This is a genomic window from Sinorhizobium fredii USDA 257 (assembly GCF_000265205.3).
Taxonomy (GTDB): Bacteria; Pseudomonadota; Alphaproteobacteria; order Rhizobiales; family Rhizobiaceae; genus Sinorhizobium; species Sinorhizobium fredii_B.
Map to the genome: position 1 here is coordinate 4,976,656 of NC_018000.1, position 18,250 is coordinate 4,994,905.

The window sequence follows — 18,250 nt, forward strand, 5'->3', positions numbered from 1 at the left end:
GCCGCGCGGCGGGCGCGGCGGACGATCAACGTATTCGGGAAGCGAGCGCGAACAGGTTTTTCATGAAGGGAACATATACAGAACAAACATTTTCAAGTCAAGGAACTTCCCGCAACTGAACAAGCGTTCGTTCGCCATCGGCGCATTGCAGCCGATGCGAGGTCTTCCGCACCAATCAAATGGAACATCGTCCGAAAGGCAGCACTATCGCGTGAACTTGTCGGCCAAGCGCTATCATTTTCGAAGATAGCTTTTCTCCCCGCTATCGGTCGTGCAGAACTTGCCGCCCCTCGGACCTGTACACAATGCACCCGACCGACAACTGCAGTCCTTGTCGGATGACGGAACCATGTCGGCGTTTCCCGCCTGGAGGAGGCCGGCTGCTCCCATGTACGACGAGCAAGATTTCTTGCTTCCGCTGACAGAGCCGTCATTGCAGATAAACGTGTCTCCCTGACAGCCTGAAATTCCGCCCTTCTTGCCACTGCACGGCAGATTGGCCGCCTCCGAAACACCAGCCAGCGAAACCAGGACAGCAACCACGGGCGCGGCGCTCACGCGCACCGTGGCGTACATGCGTGATCCGCCGAGATAGTTCGTCATGCAGGCGCGACCCCGCTACCCTGAGTCAGCATTCCATCCTTGTCTTCGAGAATCCCATGCCCCTTGAGAAGATCGATGCGAGCGCGGATCATCTCGCGAAGCTGACCGCTCGTAGCCTTGAACCCCAGTCCTCGCGCAACTGCATTCACCGCCTCGTCCTCAGTCGCGCCAAAGCTCTGGCCGATGATCTCCTTCAAGCCATCGTCGATTTCCATCGGCGGAAGCAGTTCAAGCCGTCGAAGGCTCGGAGACGAAGCTAGACTACGATCCCGCAGCCTGATCGAAGCGCCGGGCCAGAGGAGGAACTCCCCCGAGCGCAGAACCTCGCCTGAATTGACCGCGATCCGGATGGCGTTTCCGACATGAGCGTCGATGCGGCTTCCTGCCCGCTGTAGGCCCCAGGCCGTTCGTATGCGCGTTACGATTTCGTCCGAGTGGATCGGACCTTCCACTTCGACCGTCTGCTTCACGAGCTTGACGAGAAGCCCCGTCGGCGCTTCGTGCAGCTCGGTCGAGGCTTCTGGCCGCAATTCGGCCTCCTTGTAGAAACACGACGAATCGACGTCCTGACCAACCTGCTGAAGCCCGATCTCCGTCACGTTTGTCCGCTCGATCATCACGACTTCCACAGGTACCGCCCGCTTATTGCGCTCAGCCTCGGAGTTACCTGAAATCATGTCGGCCTTGGCACGTTCGATCGCATTGACGACACGATCGAGTTCGGCCTTGGGCCGCTGGAACCAGTCAGCGCTCCAGATGCGGTGGATCGTCCAGCCATGGTCCTCGAGGACCGCCTGACGGAGACGGTCGCGGTCACGAGCAGATCGGGCGTCGTGATAGGATGCCCCGTCGCACTCGATGCCGATCAGGTAGCGCCCTGGAACGTTCTCGTCGGCAATGGCTAGGTCGATGAAGAACCCGGCAATACCAACCTGCGGATGGACCTGATAGCCCTTTTCCTGAAGCGCCGCCATCACCTGTTCCTCGAAGACGCTGTCCATCGAACGATCGGCCCTAGCTGCCATCGAAAGACGGCCGGTTCGGGCAAAATGCAGGAAGAGCTTGAAGGCGAAAATCCCTTTTCCCTTGCCGCGCTCGAGGTCGATGTCTTCGTCCGTGATCGAGGCGTACACCTCGCAACGCCGCTTGGCGCGGCTTATGAGAACGTTCAGACGGCGCTCGCCGCCTTCGGCTCCGAGCGGTCCGAACCGCATGCTCACGTAGCCTTGCGGGTTCTTCGCGTAGGCCACGGATATCAGGATAACATCGCGTTCGTCGCCTTGTACGTTTTCCAGATTCTTTACGAAGAACGGTTCGTTCGGGTGCGAATGAAAAAACGCTTCCGTCTGCGGATTGAGACGTCGGAGGAGCTCGAGCTGATCCTGAATTTCACGACGCTGCTTGATCGAGAAGGCTGCCACGCCCAGCGACAAGTGGGGCGTGTCGAGAGCATGACGGATGATGGCTTCGGCGACCATCTTGGCCTCGACTTTGTTGACGCTATCCTCGAATACGCCGTTGGGAACGTGGTGAAAGCGAAGCCCCATCCCGGCTTCCTGTGTATAAGGGCTCGGCACGATGAACAGTTTGCTGTCATAGAACTGGCTGTTCGATACCGCGATCAAAGATTGATGACGGCTGCGGTAGTGCCAGCGTAGCATCCGCTCGGGAAGTCCCCGGGCGGAGAAGAGGCCAAGGATGCTTTCGATGTCGGAGACCTTGGCTCCGTCCTGCTCCTCCTCGTCGTCCGAACCGTCAGAGGTCATCTTCGCGAAGAAGCGCGTCGGCGGCAGCTGTCGCTCGTCGCCTACGACGACGACCTGCTTGGCGCGCGCGACGGCACCAAGGGCGTCGACGGGCTGAATCTGACTTGCCTCGTCCATCACAAGGAGATCGAATTCCAGAACTCCCGGAGGCAGGAATTGCGCGATGGAAAGCGGGCTCATCATGAAGACTGGCTTCAATGCCTGGACCGCCTGCGACGCCTTCTGCATCAATTGGCGAATAGGCATGTGGTTGCGGCGGCGTGCCATTTCCCCGCGAAGAATGCCGACAGGCCCAATGCCACTTACCGACGGAATCTTCTTATGATGGGAGCGAACAACTTCGAGCCTCGACAGACGCATCCGGCTGCGATCGAGGTCGGCGAACTCGGACACCAACCGACCATGCACCTCCCCATCGAAACGAGCGAGTTCGGGGTCCTTGGCATGCTGGTCGCGCAGAACAGCTTCGTAGAAGGCCATTTCGAAATACGGGATGACGTCCGCCGTCGCGAGTCGGCCGTCACGAAGCCGATCGACGATCAGACCCACGCCCGCATTCGATGCGTCGAGCGCACGCCCGTTATACGCGGCGTACTTCGACAGCTGCTCCTCGTTTTCAATCCAGCGAGCCAGCCGTTCTTCGACTGACGTCAGCGAGACCTCTGCCAGCGTTTCCGATCCGAACAACGAACGGGAGTCCGCTTTCAAAAACTCCAACAGGCCCGTCATCCGCGTCAGGAAATCCTCGCCGTCTCGCCCTGCCTTGAGAGCGAGGTCCGCGACGACCCGGGGGTCGGTAATGCGTGAGGCCAGCTGCCGGATGTCGCGGTTTGACGAGACCCATGCCACAACCTCGGCAATCTTGTTCCAGTCGGTCCTGGCACCTGCCCAAAGTGAGCCGAACGCAGCCTTGCCGTTCGCGTCCGAAGCCTCGAGATTACGCTGCCTTTCCTGGGCTGAAGCGAGTGTCTCGAGTAACGAAACGCGAGCGGCGGCGTCAGCGAGCGGCCCGCGCAGCAGGTCGGTCAGAGTGGTCTCGGCGGTGGTGACTTCCTTCAGAACCGACGCTGCCTGAGTGAGGATGACCTCGTCCGCGTCGATCACGCCAGGAAACAGCGAGGCCGTTCCTTCGCCAAGATCGGCCCAAAGGGACTGGAATTGCCGACGCGTTTCCTCCAGCAGCGCGCGAACCTGTTCACATCGTTCGGCCACGGCCGACTTGTCCGTCAGTCTGCTCGCAATAGTGCGCGCTTCCGCGCCGACGCCACGCAGACTCCGCATCCAGAGCACCAGGCTTTCAAGCGGCTTGGGATCAGACTTTTCGCCTCTCCAGTCCGCTCCGAAAGCGGATCGTCCAAGACTGTCACCTTCCCTGATGGTTGCACGGGCTTCCTTTCCCTTCTGAAGCAGATCGAGCAGCCTCACGGTTTCGGCGGGAGGCATTTCCGTCATCACCGTTTTCAACAGGGCTTTTGCCTTGCGCCAGTCACCGCTCATGAACTTCAGAAATTTTTCACCGTGCATGGCGATGGCGGTGCGCGCTGCCATCAGGTCCATTTCCCAGGCCTGATCGGCAAACTTACCTGAAAGCTCGGACCGTATGTGGCGATATGTGGAAACCGCTTCCGCGAGATCGCCTGCCTGCTCGAGACCGCGTTCCCAGATCGCGGCGACGAAAGCGTCGGGACTGACGTCCGGCGCGTCCGCCACTCGTTCTCCAATCGTCAGCAACCGCGCAACTGAACCCAGCGTCGGGGATGCGTTGGTTCCAAGCATCGATCGCAGCGAAGCCGCAGTGTTCAGGAACCGCGGCACCAGATTGTTCAGCTGGGCAATAACCGCGAATCCGGAGTGCGGGAAACCAGCCGGCAGCTTTCGGAACGATGCGACTAGAGTGCTCGGATCGGCCTGCCAAGCTGCATCGACGACCAGCTCGCCGATCCTTACCGACAGCTGTTTGAACTGAGCTCCGTCTCGGACAAGGCGCTCAATCTCCGGCAGCGATGTCTCCCACAGGGCATTTCCAATCGCCTCGGTACTGATGCCCTCGGGGCGTGTAGCCAGCCGCTCCGCAATCTCGATCTCGGGCTTGAAGTCCGCAATCGTCCGCGCCGAAGGCCGCTCGAGCGCGTTGGCAACGGATGTCATGTCCCCAACCAGAGATGTCGAGCTGGATAGGGCGTCCCGCAAGCGAACCACCAGGCGCTCGAGGTCTAGGGGCGTGATCCCGACCAGGCCGACACCATGCCAAGGGTGATCGGATGGGACGCCGATGTCGTCGATGCGCTGCCCCAACTCCGAGAGCAAGGCAACAATTCGGCTGCGCGTTTCTGGCTCCCACTTCACCGAGCCTGTCAACTCGATGTCAGAGGGCGGCATGCCAAGCCGGCGAAGACGCGAAAGATGTCCGATCACCTGATACGGCGAGAGCTCGTAAGGACGGTAAACCGCGTGAAGCCTTGCGGCATGGGCGTTGAGCGCGTCGCGAGCGTCGGCAAGACTCCGATCGATAGCGTCTACGTTCTCTCCCCGCGGAGCTCCAAGGTCCCAAGTGTGCTGAAGCTCGGCGAGCAAGGCGCGCTTGTTGGCTTTGTTCGAGTGGAGCTCGAGGCACGCATCGCCGACCCCGGCCTGATCCAGGCGTCGCTTCACAACCTCCAGGGCAGCCATTTTTTCGGCGACGAAGAGGACGGTTTTCCCGTCGGCCACGGCGGCGGCAATTATGTTGGCGATCGTCTGTGATTTCCCTGTCCCCGGGGGCCCTTGGATCACAAGGTCTCGCCCCCTGCGCGCTTCATGGATCGCCACGGTCTGGGAGCTGTCCGCATCAACGATATGCGTCATCTCCGTTGGCGAAATGTGATCGTCGATCTTGGCGTCTTCAGCGAGAAGTTCATCCGACGACGTAAAACCGTTCGAAACGAGAGAGGTTATCAGCGGTCGATCAGTAAACTTCGCATTCTGCGGCCAGAGGCTAGGGTCGAGATCGCGATACATTAGGAATTTCGCGAACGAGAAGAACCCAAGCACGATGTCGTCGGGCTGCACCGACCAACCGGGTTTGATGGAAACCGCGGCCGCGACCTGAGAAGCGTAGTCGTCAAAGGAAAACTGATCCGACGGTTCGAAATTCGGCAGGGTGATCTTGTGGATGCGGTCGAGAAAACCTTCCAGGGAGAGGTTCGAAGCGTAGTCCTCCTGCCTCGCCCGCAATTTGAATCGTTCCGCCGCGCTCCCGCGCTCGAGAAGGACGGGCACGAGGACGAGCGGCGCATAGCGGATGTTCTGGTCATTGTTCGGGTCGATCCACTTGAGCGTCCCGAGGCCGAGATACAGAATGTTCACGCCCTGCTCTTCTTCCAGCGTCCGAGCGTCGAAGTAGAGGTCGAGGAGCCGCTTCTGCAAGGCGTTCGGCGTCATTCTGGTCTGGAGTTTGGTATCCGCATGCCTGAGGAGCCGACCCGTTCCGTCTCTGTCGTCGTCGTCAGGAAGAGCAAGCTCGATAAGTTCTTCCGTACCGTCGCCTTCCTTGGGCTCCCGGCCCTTTGCACCTGCTAGGAAGGTCATCGCCTTGCCTTCCGACACCAGAACGCGGAAGACTTCGGCAGCGCGCTCGTCGACGATATCGACGGTCTTCGCGCTCTTCGAGAAGCGCGGCACATTTAGCAAACGGTTGCGGGCAGAGAAATCAAGTAGCTCTGTTCGAGCGCGTTCTACTTTCGCTTCAACCGAAAGATTGCTCTGAAAAATCGATTGTTCTGAAAACTGACTTGCGTCCGGTGTCTTGTTCATTCCCGCCCCCTGATCGCGCAAGTCATGCACAAAGATGGTTGTAGGTCTAGTGCAGGGACAGTCAACTCAAGCGTTTATTCAAAGAAGGACCCCCACTTCGCTTGAATGCAGCGCCATGGTAACCGTTGCAACCTGTGGGGCACACAAGCAACAATTTGGGAGGGGAAGCCATGGGGAGTCGACGTTTATCACACGTGTTGCTGTTCTCGATATCGTTCACGTGGCTGTCTGCGGGGTCATTTATGGAACCGGCTGCGTTCGCTGCCAACATAAGCAAATCCTCCAATGACATATGCGTGCTGACACTCGAAGGCGAGATCGTTCCCGGCGACTTTTCCAGCTTGGTCGATATCGCCGCCAAAGAGTTTTTGGGAGTAGATGGCGAGAGTTCGGCGCATGACACCATCTGCCTCGACAGTCCGGGTGGCGATGTCACGGAGGGCGTCAAACTGGCGGAGTTCTTCTACAAGAATGGTGTCGGAACGGTCATTGATGACGGCGCGGAATGCTATTCCATGTGCGCGATCCTGTTCATGATGGGAATCGCGCAAGGGCCAGAGGTGACCTTCGTTAATCGCAAGCTCCACATTAACGGGAAGCTTGGGTTTCACCGTCCTTATCTTTCGCTGACCACGGAAAGTCTCGTCAGTACAAAAGCGCTGGCAGTCGCTCACGACGTCGCCCTGGAGAACATGAACAAGATCATGGTGCTGGCGAACAATCTGGTCCCTTGGTCGAACTCGACGATGATGCGCCCGGACCTGATCCAGGAGATGCTCAAGCACGTCGGCAACGATTTCTTCTACATCGACACGGTCGAGAAGGCGGGACGGTTCGAAATCGAGCTTCTTGGGCTTCCCAGGCAGTCTGCGCCTCCTGAAGAGCGCGCTTACTATGCCTGCGAAAATTCCTTCCATTGGCAGGTCGGCCTGATGAAGGAACCCGTGGATGCCAGGAAATTCCAGAAACCCGTCACCCAAGACGAGGCGATCGTCAAATTTCTCCAAGCGGAGGGCGGGACGAAGTATTTTTCGGTCACCAGCATGGACGCTGGATATTCGGAAGCTGGTTGCCTAATCGCGGTCAACGGCGACTCACTACAGGGGTGCGGTTATAACGGGATGTACAACGTGCTTCTTGGTCAAGGAACTTGCACGGTGGAGAACTTCGCGGCTCGAAGCTGGCACATTGGACAACTGGCGTCGTATAGGCCAGGACTCAAGCTTCAGGAGCTTGGCGGCGCGGCCACCCAGCCTAAAGAAGCCTCGTCTGAGCCCATCATTGGCGCGAAGGTGCCAGCGACCTGCACGGTCTTCAGCAAGCAGGGGGTGAAGGAAGTCGAACCCTGCGCAGCCACGCTGACGATGAATGTCGTGGTGGATGACCGGAGGACCGACCGCTACGAATTCATTTGGCCGACAGGAAATAAAACCATCCTCGCACGCGACGGGGACTTCTTCACGATCAACGGCAAGCCGTCTATCCCTTACACCGAAGACGGCTACACACTTTGCGCGCTGAACAGCGAGACCAGAAATCGGTTCTGCTTCAAACTTTAACAACCTATCGCCAAGACCGGGAGTTTCATGAAAACACAGAAGTCGAGGCGGTCTTTCCGATGGCCTTTAAGGATCAAACATTCGGCAGGGTGGCAAATCAGTAGCCTGATCCAACCCCAATGGCCGAACGCCACAGCAGGGTCGTATATGAAAATTATTGCCCTCATGTCAGCCTTCACGCTGACGCTTGGAGGTTCAGCATTTGCTGATGAGTCAGGAGACCCGTACGAAGCCGCACGGCGTCGAATCCGCGAGGACATGCAACGCGCCGTGGAACAAGGCAGGGCAGATGCCGAAGCAAATCGAGACCCAGAAATGGAAAAGCTTTTGGAGTACCAGCGGCGCGGATATGGTCCCGAACCGCATCAAGTTCTGCGCCAAATGATGGACAAATTGGCAGAATCTGACAGCCGGTGGGCCGAAGTACCCCAAGACGAGAAAACCTTGATCGGACTTTGCAATGTCTACCGCTTCTACGTTTCCAAGGCCGATTTTGAGAGAGCGTCCAAGACAGCCCGACTGATCCAGAAAGCCTACCACCACGCTGACCGACGGTTCAACATGATCGTCAAGGCGACGGACCATCAGGATGTGATTTCCGAGAATATCATCTTGCTCGAAAGATATGCAGGCATAGAAGATGTAACAGAGCTCAAGCTGTCTCGAATTGAAAACGGTAGTGTACTTGTTGACTTCGAGTCGAAAGACGGAAGGCCTCATACGCGGATTTTACGTTCGCCAAAGGTGATTGGAGCTTACGTCCTTGGCGGTACCCGTGGATGTCTTTGAAAGCGAACTCAAATTGGCTGCGCAGTAATTGAAATTGCTCGAGCAACGCCAGCATGCGATGAGGAAGAATTTCGATGCTCCTTAGGTGCGAGCGGCAACAGGATGAAATGATCTTCGAACACGACCTCGTGTTTTGGGCCTAGCACACGCGTGTCGGTCGGACACTTCGACCAGGCGGCCTCATGTTTGGCCCTTTGGTCCGTCTGAAACAAATGGCAAATAGTCTCATTGTCGGGATGGAGTTGAAACTATCTGCGCACGTCTGACCGCACGGGACTGTCCATGGGTAAGGGCGATGCCGTCTATTTAACCGCCATAGGTGTCTCGGTCGTTCGATAGGTTTCCAGCTGTCGTGTGACGTCACTTAACTTTGTTTGCGGCGGGACCAGATCGAGGGCCCGCATCATGTCGTCGATCGAGTCGCCTGTCGAAAGGCGAATAGTCGTCTCGGACGATGAGTACGACCAAAGGTCGTTTTTCACCTCGAGTTGCGAGAACAATTCCTCGATCGTGCCGCCCGGCTTGTAGAACGTTGTCGGGCTTCCGACGGCGGGGGAGAACAGGCACCAGACGAACCGATCCCCATCCTGTGTTTTTGCAATCGGCAGGTAGGCGACCCAGGTAGTGGCAGTGCCTTGCATAACCTTACGCACACCGAAGGCTATGGCCTCCTCGCCGTTCCCCATCAACCGCGATCCCTCGATGAACTCGTTGAGAACAGAAAGGGCATTCGCAAACCCGTCGGCACTGCTCCGGCGCTGTAGATGGTAATATCGGTTAACGCACCCGTTTAGGATCATCGATTGCGTGAAGCCGTAGTTTTCTCGGATTTGGTACGAGAAATCCGTGTATGAGATGCCCAGTACCCGCACGGCATCGACATCGTCGGCCATATACATCTCATCTCGCCCAGGTGCGAGCAAACGGGGCAGTTCGGCTGGAACTATGTAGAGACGGTCAGCGAGCGCGACCAGCCGCGCGATTCCGAGAACTGCGGCGCGATATGCATCCTGAACCAGTCCCGCCTCGTAGTTGCCGTCCGGAACGGCAAGGTATGGCGCGTGAAATCCGAGTCGCGCATCCTTCTCCAGCGAGCGGGACGGCCTCTGGCTGGGTAGTGGGTCATCCTCTCCCACAGGTGTCGGGTCTTTCGGCAGGTCAACGCCGCCGAGGAACGCGATTGCGCAGGCCGAGTAGCAAGCGTCCGCTGACCTGACAACTGTCGCGAGACCAAGGCGACGAAAAGTGATCGCGAGATCGATGCCCTCGTGGAATTCGCCTCCCGAGCTGTTCAGGGCGATGACAATCCGCCGCCACGGGTCCTGCTGAGGGGATACGTCGGCTTTGCGCAGAGCCTCTGCGACCCGACCGCTGTCTCCCTCGACAATATCGCCCTCCAGGCGGAACCTGGCCTCCGCTCCGATCTGTCCGTCCTTGATCCCCTCGAACACAACTTCTGCGGCGTGGGTCATCGACGCAAGGGCGAGCGCCGAAACCATTGAAGCGCATAGGGTCAGGGGACGAAGCATCATTTCGCGATTCCTGGGCAAAGCTCCTGAAAAATGCTTAGTGCGACCGGATATCCCGAAGCGGATGAACCATCCAGGATATCTCCGGAAGCCACGTTGCGGACGATGTAATCCGCCATCAGATCGGACGACGTCGCCTTTCCCTCGAAGGCGTAGGCTTGGCCATAGACGTCTGTCCACGTCCGTTTCTTGCAGTTGGCAGTGACCCGGTCGCCGACTTTCACCTCCGCCATCGTTCGCTTGACGCAGGCCATCGAATAGTCCTGCGAATATTCGACACAGAAGGCCTTCGCATCTTTTGGCGTGTGCTTGATCATGATGACGGCCTTCGACGTGCCGATCCCGGACTTGGATACTGTCGTAACGTGCATGCCGGCACGGGAGCCGTAGTAGATAGAGTGATCATCCTCCGCATGCGCCGGAGTTGAAGCGGCCGCCATCGTCGTCGCCAAAGGCACCAGGACACGCATGATGCGAACCAGCCATGCATTAGAGCTCAAATCCATAAAGGTGCCTCCCCTCCTGTGCCCGTGAGGGCAGCTTCGACTTCAATGCGGTCCAGGCCTGAAAAATTGTCCATGAAGGTACGTTCATTCAGGTTTTTCGGTTCTTCCGCTTCCGTGCCCCAACTACAGCTGAAAGTCGAGCGATGTCGATCAGTACAATGAAGCATGCGGAACTCCGAAGGGTAGAACGACGCTAAGCCCGCCTCGCCGTTTTAACTGGGAAAGGTTGATAGGTTCTCGCGTTACAACCTCTTGAAAGGATGGCCGCTCGATGCTCAAAGTGAGCCAAGGCTTCAGGGGGATACGGATGCGATACATCGTAGTGGCAGGTTTGATGTTGCTCGCGCTCCCGCTTCGGGCGGCAGAGATAGCGAGAGAGCCTGGATCGGATGGAATCGAGATCGTATCCGTCACCGGGACATTCAACGATGGCGATGACGCCGACTTCCGGAAACTCGCGGCCACTGTCGACCGAGCCGTTGTCGTCTTGAATAGCGGCGGCGGTAACCTCCACGCGGGCCTGGAGATCGGGCGAGCCATCCGACTGCGGGGCTTTGCGACCGCCGTTCCGCCAGATGCACTCTGCGCGTCGGCCTGCGCCCTCACCTGGCTTGCAGGATCACCGAGGCTGCTCGACGACACGTCCAAGCTCGGCTTCCACGCCGCCTACCGACTGGTAAACGGACAGGCCTCCGAGTACGGCGCAGCGAACGCCCTCGTCGGCGCGTACCTCAATCAGCTCGGCCTCAACGATAAGGCAGTGTTCTATATCACGTCTGCCCCGCCCGAGGGCGTGGAATGGCTGACGGCGAACACCGCAGCGACCGTCGGCATCTCTTACGAACCGATCGGCGTGAACTCCCCTACGGCATCCGATCAAGGGAAGCCCATGCCGCACGATCCAATGTCCACGACGACGGCATTCTATTCTGCGCTCGCGGCAGCTGACGGCGAGGCTGCCGCCGCCCTTGTGGTTCCTGAAAAGCGTGGGAAAGGCCCGTTCAACGAAGGATCGATCCACACCTTCTACAGTGCGATGACCGTGCCCCTCACGCTGACGGGGACTACATTGCGGGGCGCGGACGAGGTGCGGGTGTCATACGAATACGAGACCGACAAAGGACGCCAGTGCCGTGGTCGGGCCGACGTCCACACGATCTATCTCTACGGAAGGACCTTGATCTCGAGGATCAAGGCGCTCGACGGGTGCTGAACCGATGACCAATGTGACCTTCGATACCATCGCTCGCGTCGAGGAGATCGTGACCGATGTGCTGGCCATGGACCTCCTTCACAGCTCACCCGACTTTTTCAGGAAGGTCCTTGAGGTCGCTGGCGAATCCCGCGATCTGCACTTGGTCGCAATTCGCCGTTCCGTTGCCGACACATCCCTCGGTGAAACGGACATCGAGATAGTTGCCGAAAGCTCGGACGGTCGATGCGGCATACTAATCGAGAATAAGGTTCGTGCGCCGTTGATGGACCGCCAGTTCGCCCGTTATCGCATGCGCGGGGAAGCGGGTGTTCAGAGAGGCCAGTGGACGCGGTTCAAAGTGATCCTAATGTCGCCGCGGCACTACTTCGAAACCCTTGGTTCGGAGCATTCCGCGCACATCGACGTCCATCTCTCTTACGAAGAAGTCGTCGAGTTCCTCGGTGGCTATCCCGAGTTCGCGTTCAAACGGCACGTATTCGAAAGCGCGATCGCCGACTTTAGGAAAGGCTACGTGAAGTCGCCAGATTTGGCGATGATGGAATTCTACCAGAAATACTGGTTGGTGGCATCTACCGAGTTCCCACAGCTCCGGATGCTGAAGCCGGATACCGTCGGCAAAGACGGCAGCTGGATTTACTTTCCCGGGCTGTATGCCGGCAATAGCGTTCGACTGATCCACAAGTTCAAGGGTATTGGTTGCGAACTGGCGATAGTTTCCCGAAATGCCGAGTCGCTCGCTGCGGCGCTGGCTCCAATCCTAGAGCCCGAGATGCTCGTGAGGTCGACGAAGTCCATGGCATTCGTGAACCTCAAGACACCTGCCCTCAACCACATTGTAGATTTTGAGACGATACGACCCGATGTCGTTTCCAGCCTCCAGTCGCTCGACCGGCTGCGGAAGTTCGCGATGAACGAGGAAGTCAGGCAGCGCATTACAAACTTGCTCTAAGACAGGGCCAACCACCAACCTGATTGGCTTCACCGCGACAGAACCTCTGATCACCAAGAAAGGATATGCATGCCGTTGAACCCGAAGGCAAAATACGCTTTGGCGACCAAGCCTGTTTTATGGAGCACGAACGGCTATTGCGGCCCCAGCGACCCTAAGGTTCAGGGAGGCTTCGTAAAGACATACGGCTATGGCGGCGAAGAGTGGAACGGGGACATCGGTCGCCAATGGAAAGAGGACCGATACTTCAGCTCTGAAACGGCGACGAAGCTCGATGCATTCGCTCAGCACGGCCATCTCGGCCTGATCATGACGGCCATGCGCGGTGACGTTCAGTATGTTGTGGGGATCGCCTGTGACGTGTCCTTGGTGACCGATCAAGAGGCAACCAAGCTCGCCAAGGTTTTCAAGCTCGGGGTGGTTGGTAACGAGCTGTGGGCGAGACCTGCGATAAAGGGCAAGTTCGCATCTGAAAAAGACTTCAGGCAACATTGGGGGACGGGGCTCCATACAATCCATTGGAAGTGCCCCGCATCGCTTTTTCACTGGTTCGACCAGCCGCTAGCTCTCCCGAAGTACCCTTTGCGCCCCGATAAAATGGTGCTCGCCAAGATGCATGGCGGCTATCAGGCTCTGCGTCCAGAAGATGGTATCAAGCTGCTGGCACAGGCGCTCGATGACGACCATCCGATCATGCAGTGGCTCATCACGAATGAATTCGATCCGCAGTTTCTGAACCCGCGCGACAGAAAGGCTGGGCCGCCGCTAACTGCCAAGGAGCGAGCGCAGATCGCCTCAGCGGCCGCGGCGAAGAAGCCATACACACGCTATCTCGCTGAGCGCGTTATTACGGTGAACGCCGAACACGGTGTCTTGGAGAACGAATTCCACCAGTACCTTACAAAGATTGGCGCTACGGGAATTTCGCGTAATGTCGCAGGAATAGACATTTCATTCCGCCATCCGACCGCTGGCGACGTAATCGCGGAGTTGAAACCCGCCAGCAGGGGAGAAACGAGGTTTGCGTTACGAATAGCCATCGGCCAAGTTCTGGAATATCGACATTTCATCAAGTCACATGCCCATCCAATGATTGTTTTGGGATCAAAGCCATCACCGAAGGAAGTCGAGTTCGTGACGGCTCTGGGCATTTCCTGTGCCTGGAAGGCAGGACAATCGTTCGGCCTGAAATGGACTGACAAGCCAAAAGCGTAGCACTCCGCCATGACCAAGATAATGCTGAAGGACATCTGGAAGCTCGAAAACCCGACCGATTTCAAGCTCCACTTCGCCCGCTATAACGGTAAGAACCAGCCGCTAGACGTCTGGGCGCGCGATCGAGACGAATGGCAGCAGTGGCAGGAATACCGCCCGGGTCGCGATGATTTCAATCGGCAATACGTCTTCTCCGTCATGCAGTTTTATCACGAACCCGACATCTGGCTATTCGGGGGCGTCTGGCAAATCATGACGCGCCATGCCGACCGATACAACGTGGCCCTCACGGATCACGGCGCACCGTTTCTTGGCAGGCTGAAGTTGCGGCTTGCCTACGGTGACAGATCGACCCGAGTGCGCCTGGAGAGTCACTACGACACCTTCGAGGTGCAGGAGATCATTAGGGAGCCGTACTCCGGACGAGGCTTCCCCGGTTTCGAGAATATCGACGTCAGCTTCGAGGAACTGGAAACGCTGGTCCGCAACAGCAGACCCGATTGGATGGCTGCACTATCGAGCGTCAAGGGTGTCTACATGATCTCGGACGTGCAGACGGGGAAACGCTATATCGGGTCTGCCTACGGTACCCAGGGCATCTGGTCACGGTGGACGAACTACGTTTCCACGGGTCACGGCGGAAACGTCGAGTTGCGCAAACTCGTGAGCGATCCAACCCTCGCCTATTGTCGGCAAGCATTCAGATTCACTCTTCTGGAGTACCGCCCGGCCGCAACGACTGACGAAGTAGTAATCGGACGCGAGGCCTTCTGGAAGAATATTCTGTTGTCCAGAGAACATGGGCTGAACCGAAATTAGACGGGATCACGCGCGCGACTCAGCTGTAAAGTGTCGGTCCGAAGTGGTGGTACTTAATGTCCCTTCCTTTTTCTTTCGTCCAACAAGCGGCTGTAGCAATGGGTTAGAGGGTTGCATGCTAGCCGTATGCCCATCAGTGTTCATTCGAATGAGTCGAGAACCAACCTCCGCTTTTGGATAGTAACAACGCCACCTTGATGACCGGCATGGGGCGAGATCGTGACAACGCTATTTTTAAGGAAATTCCTACGTGATTGATGACGGCCTGGAGGCGCTGAGGGCGGAGATCGGTCTTAGGGAAATCGCCTCGCTAGTCGAGCGGACGGCCAGGTGGGTTGCGCCGGAGACATTTGTTTATTTGCCGGTGTGGTACCCGGAATATGCCCGAAGGAAGCTGTTCTACAATGCGAACTGGTCGGAACCGCGCATAAACACCAACCGGGTCAGCAAGGCCAAGGTCCATAAGTTCGAGGGGAATATCAACGCGAATGAGGCGCTGACCAAAGCGCTTGGTCTTCGCAAGAAGAACCGTCCCAATTGGTCGTGCTGCCATCTATGGGGTGTCGACGATCCCAAGTATCAGAAGTCGAACGACGTCGTCGCGGATCATCGCTTTTACTCCTGCATCGCCAACATGGTTCTTTTGCCGACTCCGTTGAAGGCATTCACCGATACCATGCCCGAGATTAAAGCCATGTTGCGACTTTGTGCGCGCAACCTTTACGGCTGGCAGTGCGATCACGAGACCATGGAAGCAACCAATAAGGCCCTTGATGCATGGAGCGACTGGTCGGCGTGGCCTAACAGCTGGCCGCGCCAGGGCGAGAAGAAACTCCCGCTTGGTACCACACCGTTCTCAGACGCAATCAAGGCAGACGCAGATCGAAGACTCGCAACGATTCGGCGCGACCTGGTCGAAGCGGGAGAATACTATCCACGTGAGGGAGTCCGTAACGCGCTCAATTACTGGGGGATTGCGGAGACGGCTGTTGAGCGGAATGCTGGGGCTAAGAATGAAGAAAATCGTATGGCGTACTGATGGAAGAGTGTTCAAGCCGGGTGATACGATGTCATCAGCGGGCGACCACATGGGACGCTTGCTGAGGCACATGTTGAATCGGAACGAATCCTACGTGAGGCGATGGCGGATGGCGGTGACGTCCGCGCAACATCGCTGTACACGTGGGAGGACGAGACCTGGGCCAGGCGCAGTTGGCGACCGCAAAAAGGAAAGTATCTCTACAGGCTCGAGATCGATGATGTCGATGTCAACCGCGGCGACGTTAATCACTATACGGATATCGGCGATGCGCTGAAAACAACTGCGGATACTTCGGTGTTCGTCGATAAATACCTTTGTCGCCGAGACTCCGATCACAACAAGTACTCGACCGCCCGGTTTGAAATTTAGTTCGCAAGGCACTGGTTCTGGAGAGGTTCGACGTTTGGGAACCTGCAGCCTAATTCTTTGGCAGCCGTATGCGTCAACCACGTGGCAGCGTGCCTCGGGCAAGGTCTAGTCTTCTGAAAGGCCAGAGCGGAGGTGGCGTGGGCTTGGCAAATCCACGTATGGGCGCGCCGGAGAGGAAATGGTCGATGACACTCTGCCCGTGGACCGGCGTTGCGATGACGCGACCGCGGGGAATGTAGGTCAGCCACCAAATCAATCCCGTGGAAGGCAGCCAAGGCGACGAAAAGTCCGCATCACCAAAATCCAGGAACACGGGGTGACTGCCTCCTCTCCAGCGTCCGATGATCGCCGACGTCTGATCCGACAGAAGCCATGCCCGCGCCTTCGTTTCGGCCGATGGAGCGTAGGTCAGCGACTCTTGGAATGACGGCAGATCGCGTTTCAGCCGAGTGCCGTTCACGATCCACACCATGCGGCCGTAGAAGGCCTCGCGAGACGCCCTCTCCTCGGGGGTGATAGCCGAATACTGGAACTCAAGGACGCTCCCGCTCGCCGTTTTGACATCGGCTATGTGGACATCGCCGTTGCACGCGGCATGCCTGATCTCCTGCCACTCCGCAGGAAACTGGTTCTTCCACCCCCGATGCCATTCGGTTTCGGGTTCCCACCAGTGGTCACAAGCGATGGTACTCTTATGAGCCCAATGGTGCAGTCGTTTGAGACCGCACTTGGGGATCATGGGCGATGAGCATCCGGGGCAAATCCCGCGAACGCCTGCCGTCGCCTCCAGACGGATTCCTTCTACGAGGGCATATTTCATTGTCATCTCCAAACAGCCATGAGCCGCGCCAGAAACGACGCACGCTCGGTTCACAGGGGAAAATGGCGGGCGGCTTGGATACCGCTTGGAGATTCTTCGGGCAGTTTCGACTGCCTCTTCTTAGCCGTCTCGTCCGCCTGACGACTAATCGAAGACTAGAGGCTTGTTCCCGAGAATGCAATGCGGCCAGGAATGAGCCCGATCAGGCAGTCCTAGATTTCGATGACGAGCTGCGGATCGAAGGCCGTCCCCTCTCCCGGATATCCGCGAGGGTTGGCAACGATCCTGCACTCTCCGACTCGGTAATCGACCTTCTGATGGACGTGACCATGCACCCACAATGCAGGCTGCCCTTCGACGATAAGGTCCTCCAGATCGGAAGCGTAGCATGCAGACAGCGGATCACCCCGGAACTCGGGTGGAATTGATCTGGGTGACGGAGCGTGATGGCTTAGGACCACTGTCTTCCAGGACGAGGACTTGGGCAGTGTCGTTTTGAGGAATGCCCGGGACTCGTGGTGCATTCGATAGGCGTGGATCGGCTTGAACTTCCAATAAGGAAGCTTGGAAAACTTGATCTTCCGGTAGTCGTTCATACCGCTCTGGGCGGCCGCCATTGCCAGTTCGGGATCGCCGCCGTTGAGGCGGAAGTCGGTCCAGAGCGTCGCGCCAACAAATCTGACGTCGCCGATATCTACCGCTTCGTTTTCGAGCCAGTGGATGTGGGGATAGCGATCACGCAGCAATCGCGCATCGCGGATGCTCTCCTGCACGGAGGCTCCGTAGTATTCATGGTTCCCTGCCGTGAACACGACGGGCATCGAGGAAGGGATGTTGGCCGCCAACCATTCGATGCTGGGGACGATGCCGCGTGTCAAAAGGTCCCCGGCGCAAACAAGGACCTCCGCATCTCGAGGCGGTGACTGAACGAATGGCTGGCCGAACTCCAGATGCAAATCGGAAATGATCCAGAGTTTCACGCTTCGGCACCTTCCTGAACTCCAAGAGTCATCTTTCTGACCCCGACACAACAATTGGACACCTAGAGCCGATCGGTTTTATTCCGACAGACAGGCTTTCTGTCTTGCCGGATAAGCGCGCAGAGCCCAAGGTGCTCCTGATCCAATTAGAGGAGGCAGCGATGGCGCGGCCATCACGCCGTAAACCAAAGTCCGCAAAGAAAACCTCGCTCGGCTCTGTCCTGGACGAGATCGGATTCAAACCGCTCGGCCGTCGGGTAAAAATCAAAGCTGGCATCAATCAGAGGCAACTCCGT

The 18,250-nt window shown here is 57.7% G+C and carries 14 protein-coding genes; 8 read left to right on the forward strand and 6 right to left on the reverse strand.

Going from position 1 to position 18,250, the window contains the following annotated elements; all coding sequences use genetic code 11:
* Nucleotides 1-234 precede the first annotated feature (234 nt).
* A complete protein-coding gene (locus USDA257_RS34495; RefSeq protein WP_223843368.1) occupies nt 235-603 on the reverse strand; it encodes a hypothetical protein in 369 nt (122 codons plus the stop codon).
* Nucleotides 600-6,161 carry a DUF3320 domain-containing protein gene (locus USDA257_RS23340; protein WP_014765458.1) on the reverse strand — a complete coding sequence of 1,854 codons (5,562 nt, stop codon included), beginning with the start codon at nt 6,159-6,161 and terminating at the stop codon, nt 600-602. The genes USDA257_RS34495 and USDA257_RS23340 overlap by 4 nt, the downstream gene beginning before the upstream one ends.
* 296 nt (nt 6,162-6,457) lie before the next feature.
* On the opposite strand from USDA257_RS23340, the gene USDA257_RS23345 reads away from it, so the two are divergent.
* Nucleotides 6,458-7,720: a hypothetical protein gene (locus USDA257_RS23345; RefSeq protein ID WP_144051957.1), complete on the forward strand. Its 1,263-nt coding sequence runs from the start codon at nt 6,458-6,460 to the stop codon at nt 7,718-7,720.
* A 147-nt stretch (nt 7,721-7,867) separates the two neighbouring features.
* Nucleotides 7,868-8,509, forward strand: coding sequence for a hypothetical protein (locus tag USDA257_RS36260; RefSeq protein ID WP_144051958.1), 642 nt, complete (start codon nt 7,868-7,870; stop codon nt 8,507-8,509).
* Nucleotides 8,510-8,811: 302 nt separating this feature from the next.
* Here the strand turns inward: USDA257_RS36260 and USDA257_RS23360 are convergent, their stop codons facing one another.
* The gene (locus USDA257_RS23360; RefSeq protein ID WP_014765462.1) at nt 8,812-10,041 is read right to left on the reverse strand and encodes a hypothetical protein; all 1,230 of its coding nucleotides are present in this window, start codon (nt 10,039-10,041) and stop codon (nt 8,812-8,814) included.
* Complete coding sequence (locus tag USDA257_RS23365) at nt 10,038-10,544, reverse strand: hypothetical protein (protein ID WP_014765463.1); 507 nt, start codon at nt 10,542-10,544, stop codon at nt 10,038-10,040. The genes USDA257_RS23360 and USDA257_RS23365 overlap by 4 nt, the downstream gene beginning before the upstream one ends.
* Nucleotides 10,545-10,851: 307 nt before the next feature.
* Between USDA257_RS23365 and USDA257_RS23370 the strand changes: the two genes are divergently transcribed.
* From USDA257_RS23370 to USDA257_RS23395, 6 genes are all read left to right on the forward strand, one after another.
* A complete protein-coding gene (locus tag USDA257_RS23370) occupies nt 10,852-11,757 on the forward strand; it encodes a COG3904 family protein (protein WP_014765464.1) in 906 nt (301 codons plus the stop codon).
* A gap of 4 nt (nt 11,758-11,761) precedes the next feature.
* Complete coding sequence (locus tag USDA257_RS23375; RefSeq protein WP_014765465.1) at nt 11,762-12,709, forward strand: PD-(D/E)XK nuclease family protein; 948 nt, start codon at nt 11,762-11,764, stop codon at nt 12,707-12,709.
* A gap of 75 nt (nt 12,710-12,784) precedes the next feature.
* Nucleotides 12,785-13,924 carry a hypothetical protein gene (locus USDA257_RS23380; protein ID WP_144051959.1) on the forward strand — a complete coding sequence of 380 codons (1,140 nt, stop codon included), beginning with the start codon at nt 12,785-12,787 and terminating at the stop codon, nt 13,922-13,924.
* 21 nt (nt 13,925-13,945) lie between these two features.
* Complete coding sequence (locus USDA257_RS23385) at nt 13,946-14,743, forward strand: GIY-YIG nuclease family protein (RefSeq protein WP_144051960.1); 798 nt, start codon at nt 13,946-13,948, stop codon at nt 14,741-14,743.
* Between the two features lie 250 nt (nt 14,744-14,993).
* Nucleotides 14,994-15,782 carry a hypothetical protein gene (locus tag USDA257_RS23390; RefSeq protein ID WP_014765468.1) on the forward strand — a complete coding sequence of 263 codons (789 nt, stop codon included), beginning with the start codon at nt 14,994-14,996 and terminating at the stop codon, nt 15,780-15,782.
* 102 nt (nt 15,783-15,884) lie between these two features.
* Nucleotides 15,885-16,154, forward strand: a complete 270-nt coding sequence (locus USDA257_RS23395) for a hypothetical protein (RefSeq protein WP_014765469.1) — start codon at nt 15,885-15,887, stop codon at nt 16,152-16,154.
* 73 nt (nt 16,155-16,227) lie between these two features.
* Here the strand turns inward: USDA257_RS23395 and USDA257_RS33090 are convergent, their stop codons facing one another.
* Together USDA257_RS33090 and USDA257_RS23405 are read right to left on the reverse strand one after the other, a co-directional pair.
* The gene (locus tag USDA257_RS33090; RefSeq protein WP_014765470.1) at nt 16,228-16,974 is read right to left on the reverse strand and encodes a competence protein CoiA; all 747 of its coding nucleotides are present in this window, start codon (nt 16,972-16,974) and stop codon (nt 16,228-16,230) included.
* A 212-nt stretch (nt 16,975-17,186) separates the two neighbouring features.
* Nucleotides 17,187-17,954: a metallophosphoesterase gene (locus USDA257_RS23405; protein WP_014765471.1), complete on the reverse strand. Its 768-nt coding sequence runs from the start codon at nt 17,952-17,954 to the stop codon at nt 17,187-17,189.
* Nucleotides 17,955-18,250 lie beyond the last annotated feature (296 nt).

Bases quoted from the DNA above. Each gene is read 5' to 3' on its own strand.
- USDA257_RS23340 (WP_014765458.1), bottom strand. From the start codon at position 6,161: ATGAACAAGACACCGGACGCAAGTCAGTTTTCAGAACAATCGATTTTT.
- USDA257_RS33090 (WP_014765470.1), bottom strand. From the start codon at position 16,974: ATGAAATATGCCCTCGTAGAAGGAATCCGTCTGGAGGCGACGGCAGGC.
- USDA257_RS23385 (WP_144051960.1), top strand. From the start codon at position 13,946: ATGCTGAAGGACATCTGGAAGCTCGAAAACCCGACCGATTTCAAGCTC.
- USDA257_RS23365 (WP_014765463.1), bottom strand. From the start codon at position 10,544: ATGGATTTGAGCTCTAATGCATGGCTGGTTCGCATCATGCGTGTCCTG.
- USDA257_RS23375 (WP_014765465.1), top strand. From the start codon at position 11,762: ATGACCAATGTGACCTTCGATACCATCGCTCGCGTCGAGGAGATCGTG.
- USDA257_RS23370 (WP_014765464.1), top strand. From the start codon at position 10,852: ATGCGATACATCGTAGTGGCAGGTTTGATGTTGCTCGCGCTCCCGCTT.
- USDA257_RS23395 (WP_014765469.1), top strand. From the start codon at position 15,885: ATGGCGGATGGCGGTGACGTCCGCGCAACATCGCTGTACACGTGGGAG.
- USDA257_RS36260 (WP_144051958.1), top strand. From the start codon at position 7,868: ATGAAAATTATTGCCCTCATGTCAGCCTTCACGCTGACGCTTGGAGGT.
- USDA257_RS34495 (WP_223843368.1), bottom strand. From the start codon at position 603: ATGACGAACTATCTCGGCGGATCACGCATGTACGCCACGGTGCGCGTG.
- USDA257_RS23360 (WP_014765462.1), bottom strand. From the start codon at position 10,041: ATGATGCTTCGTCCCCTGACCCTATGCGCTTCAATGGTTTCGGCGCTC.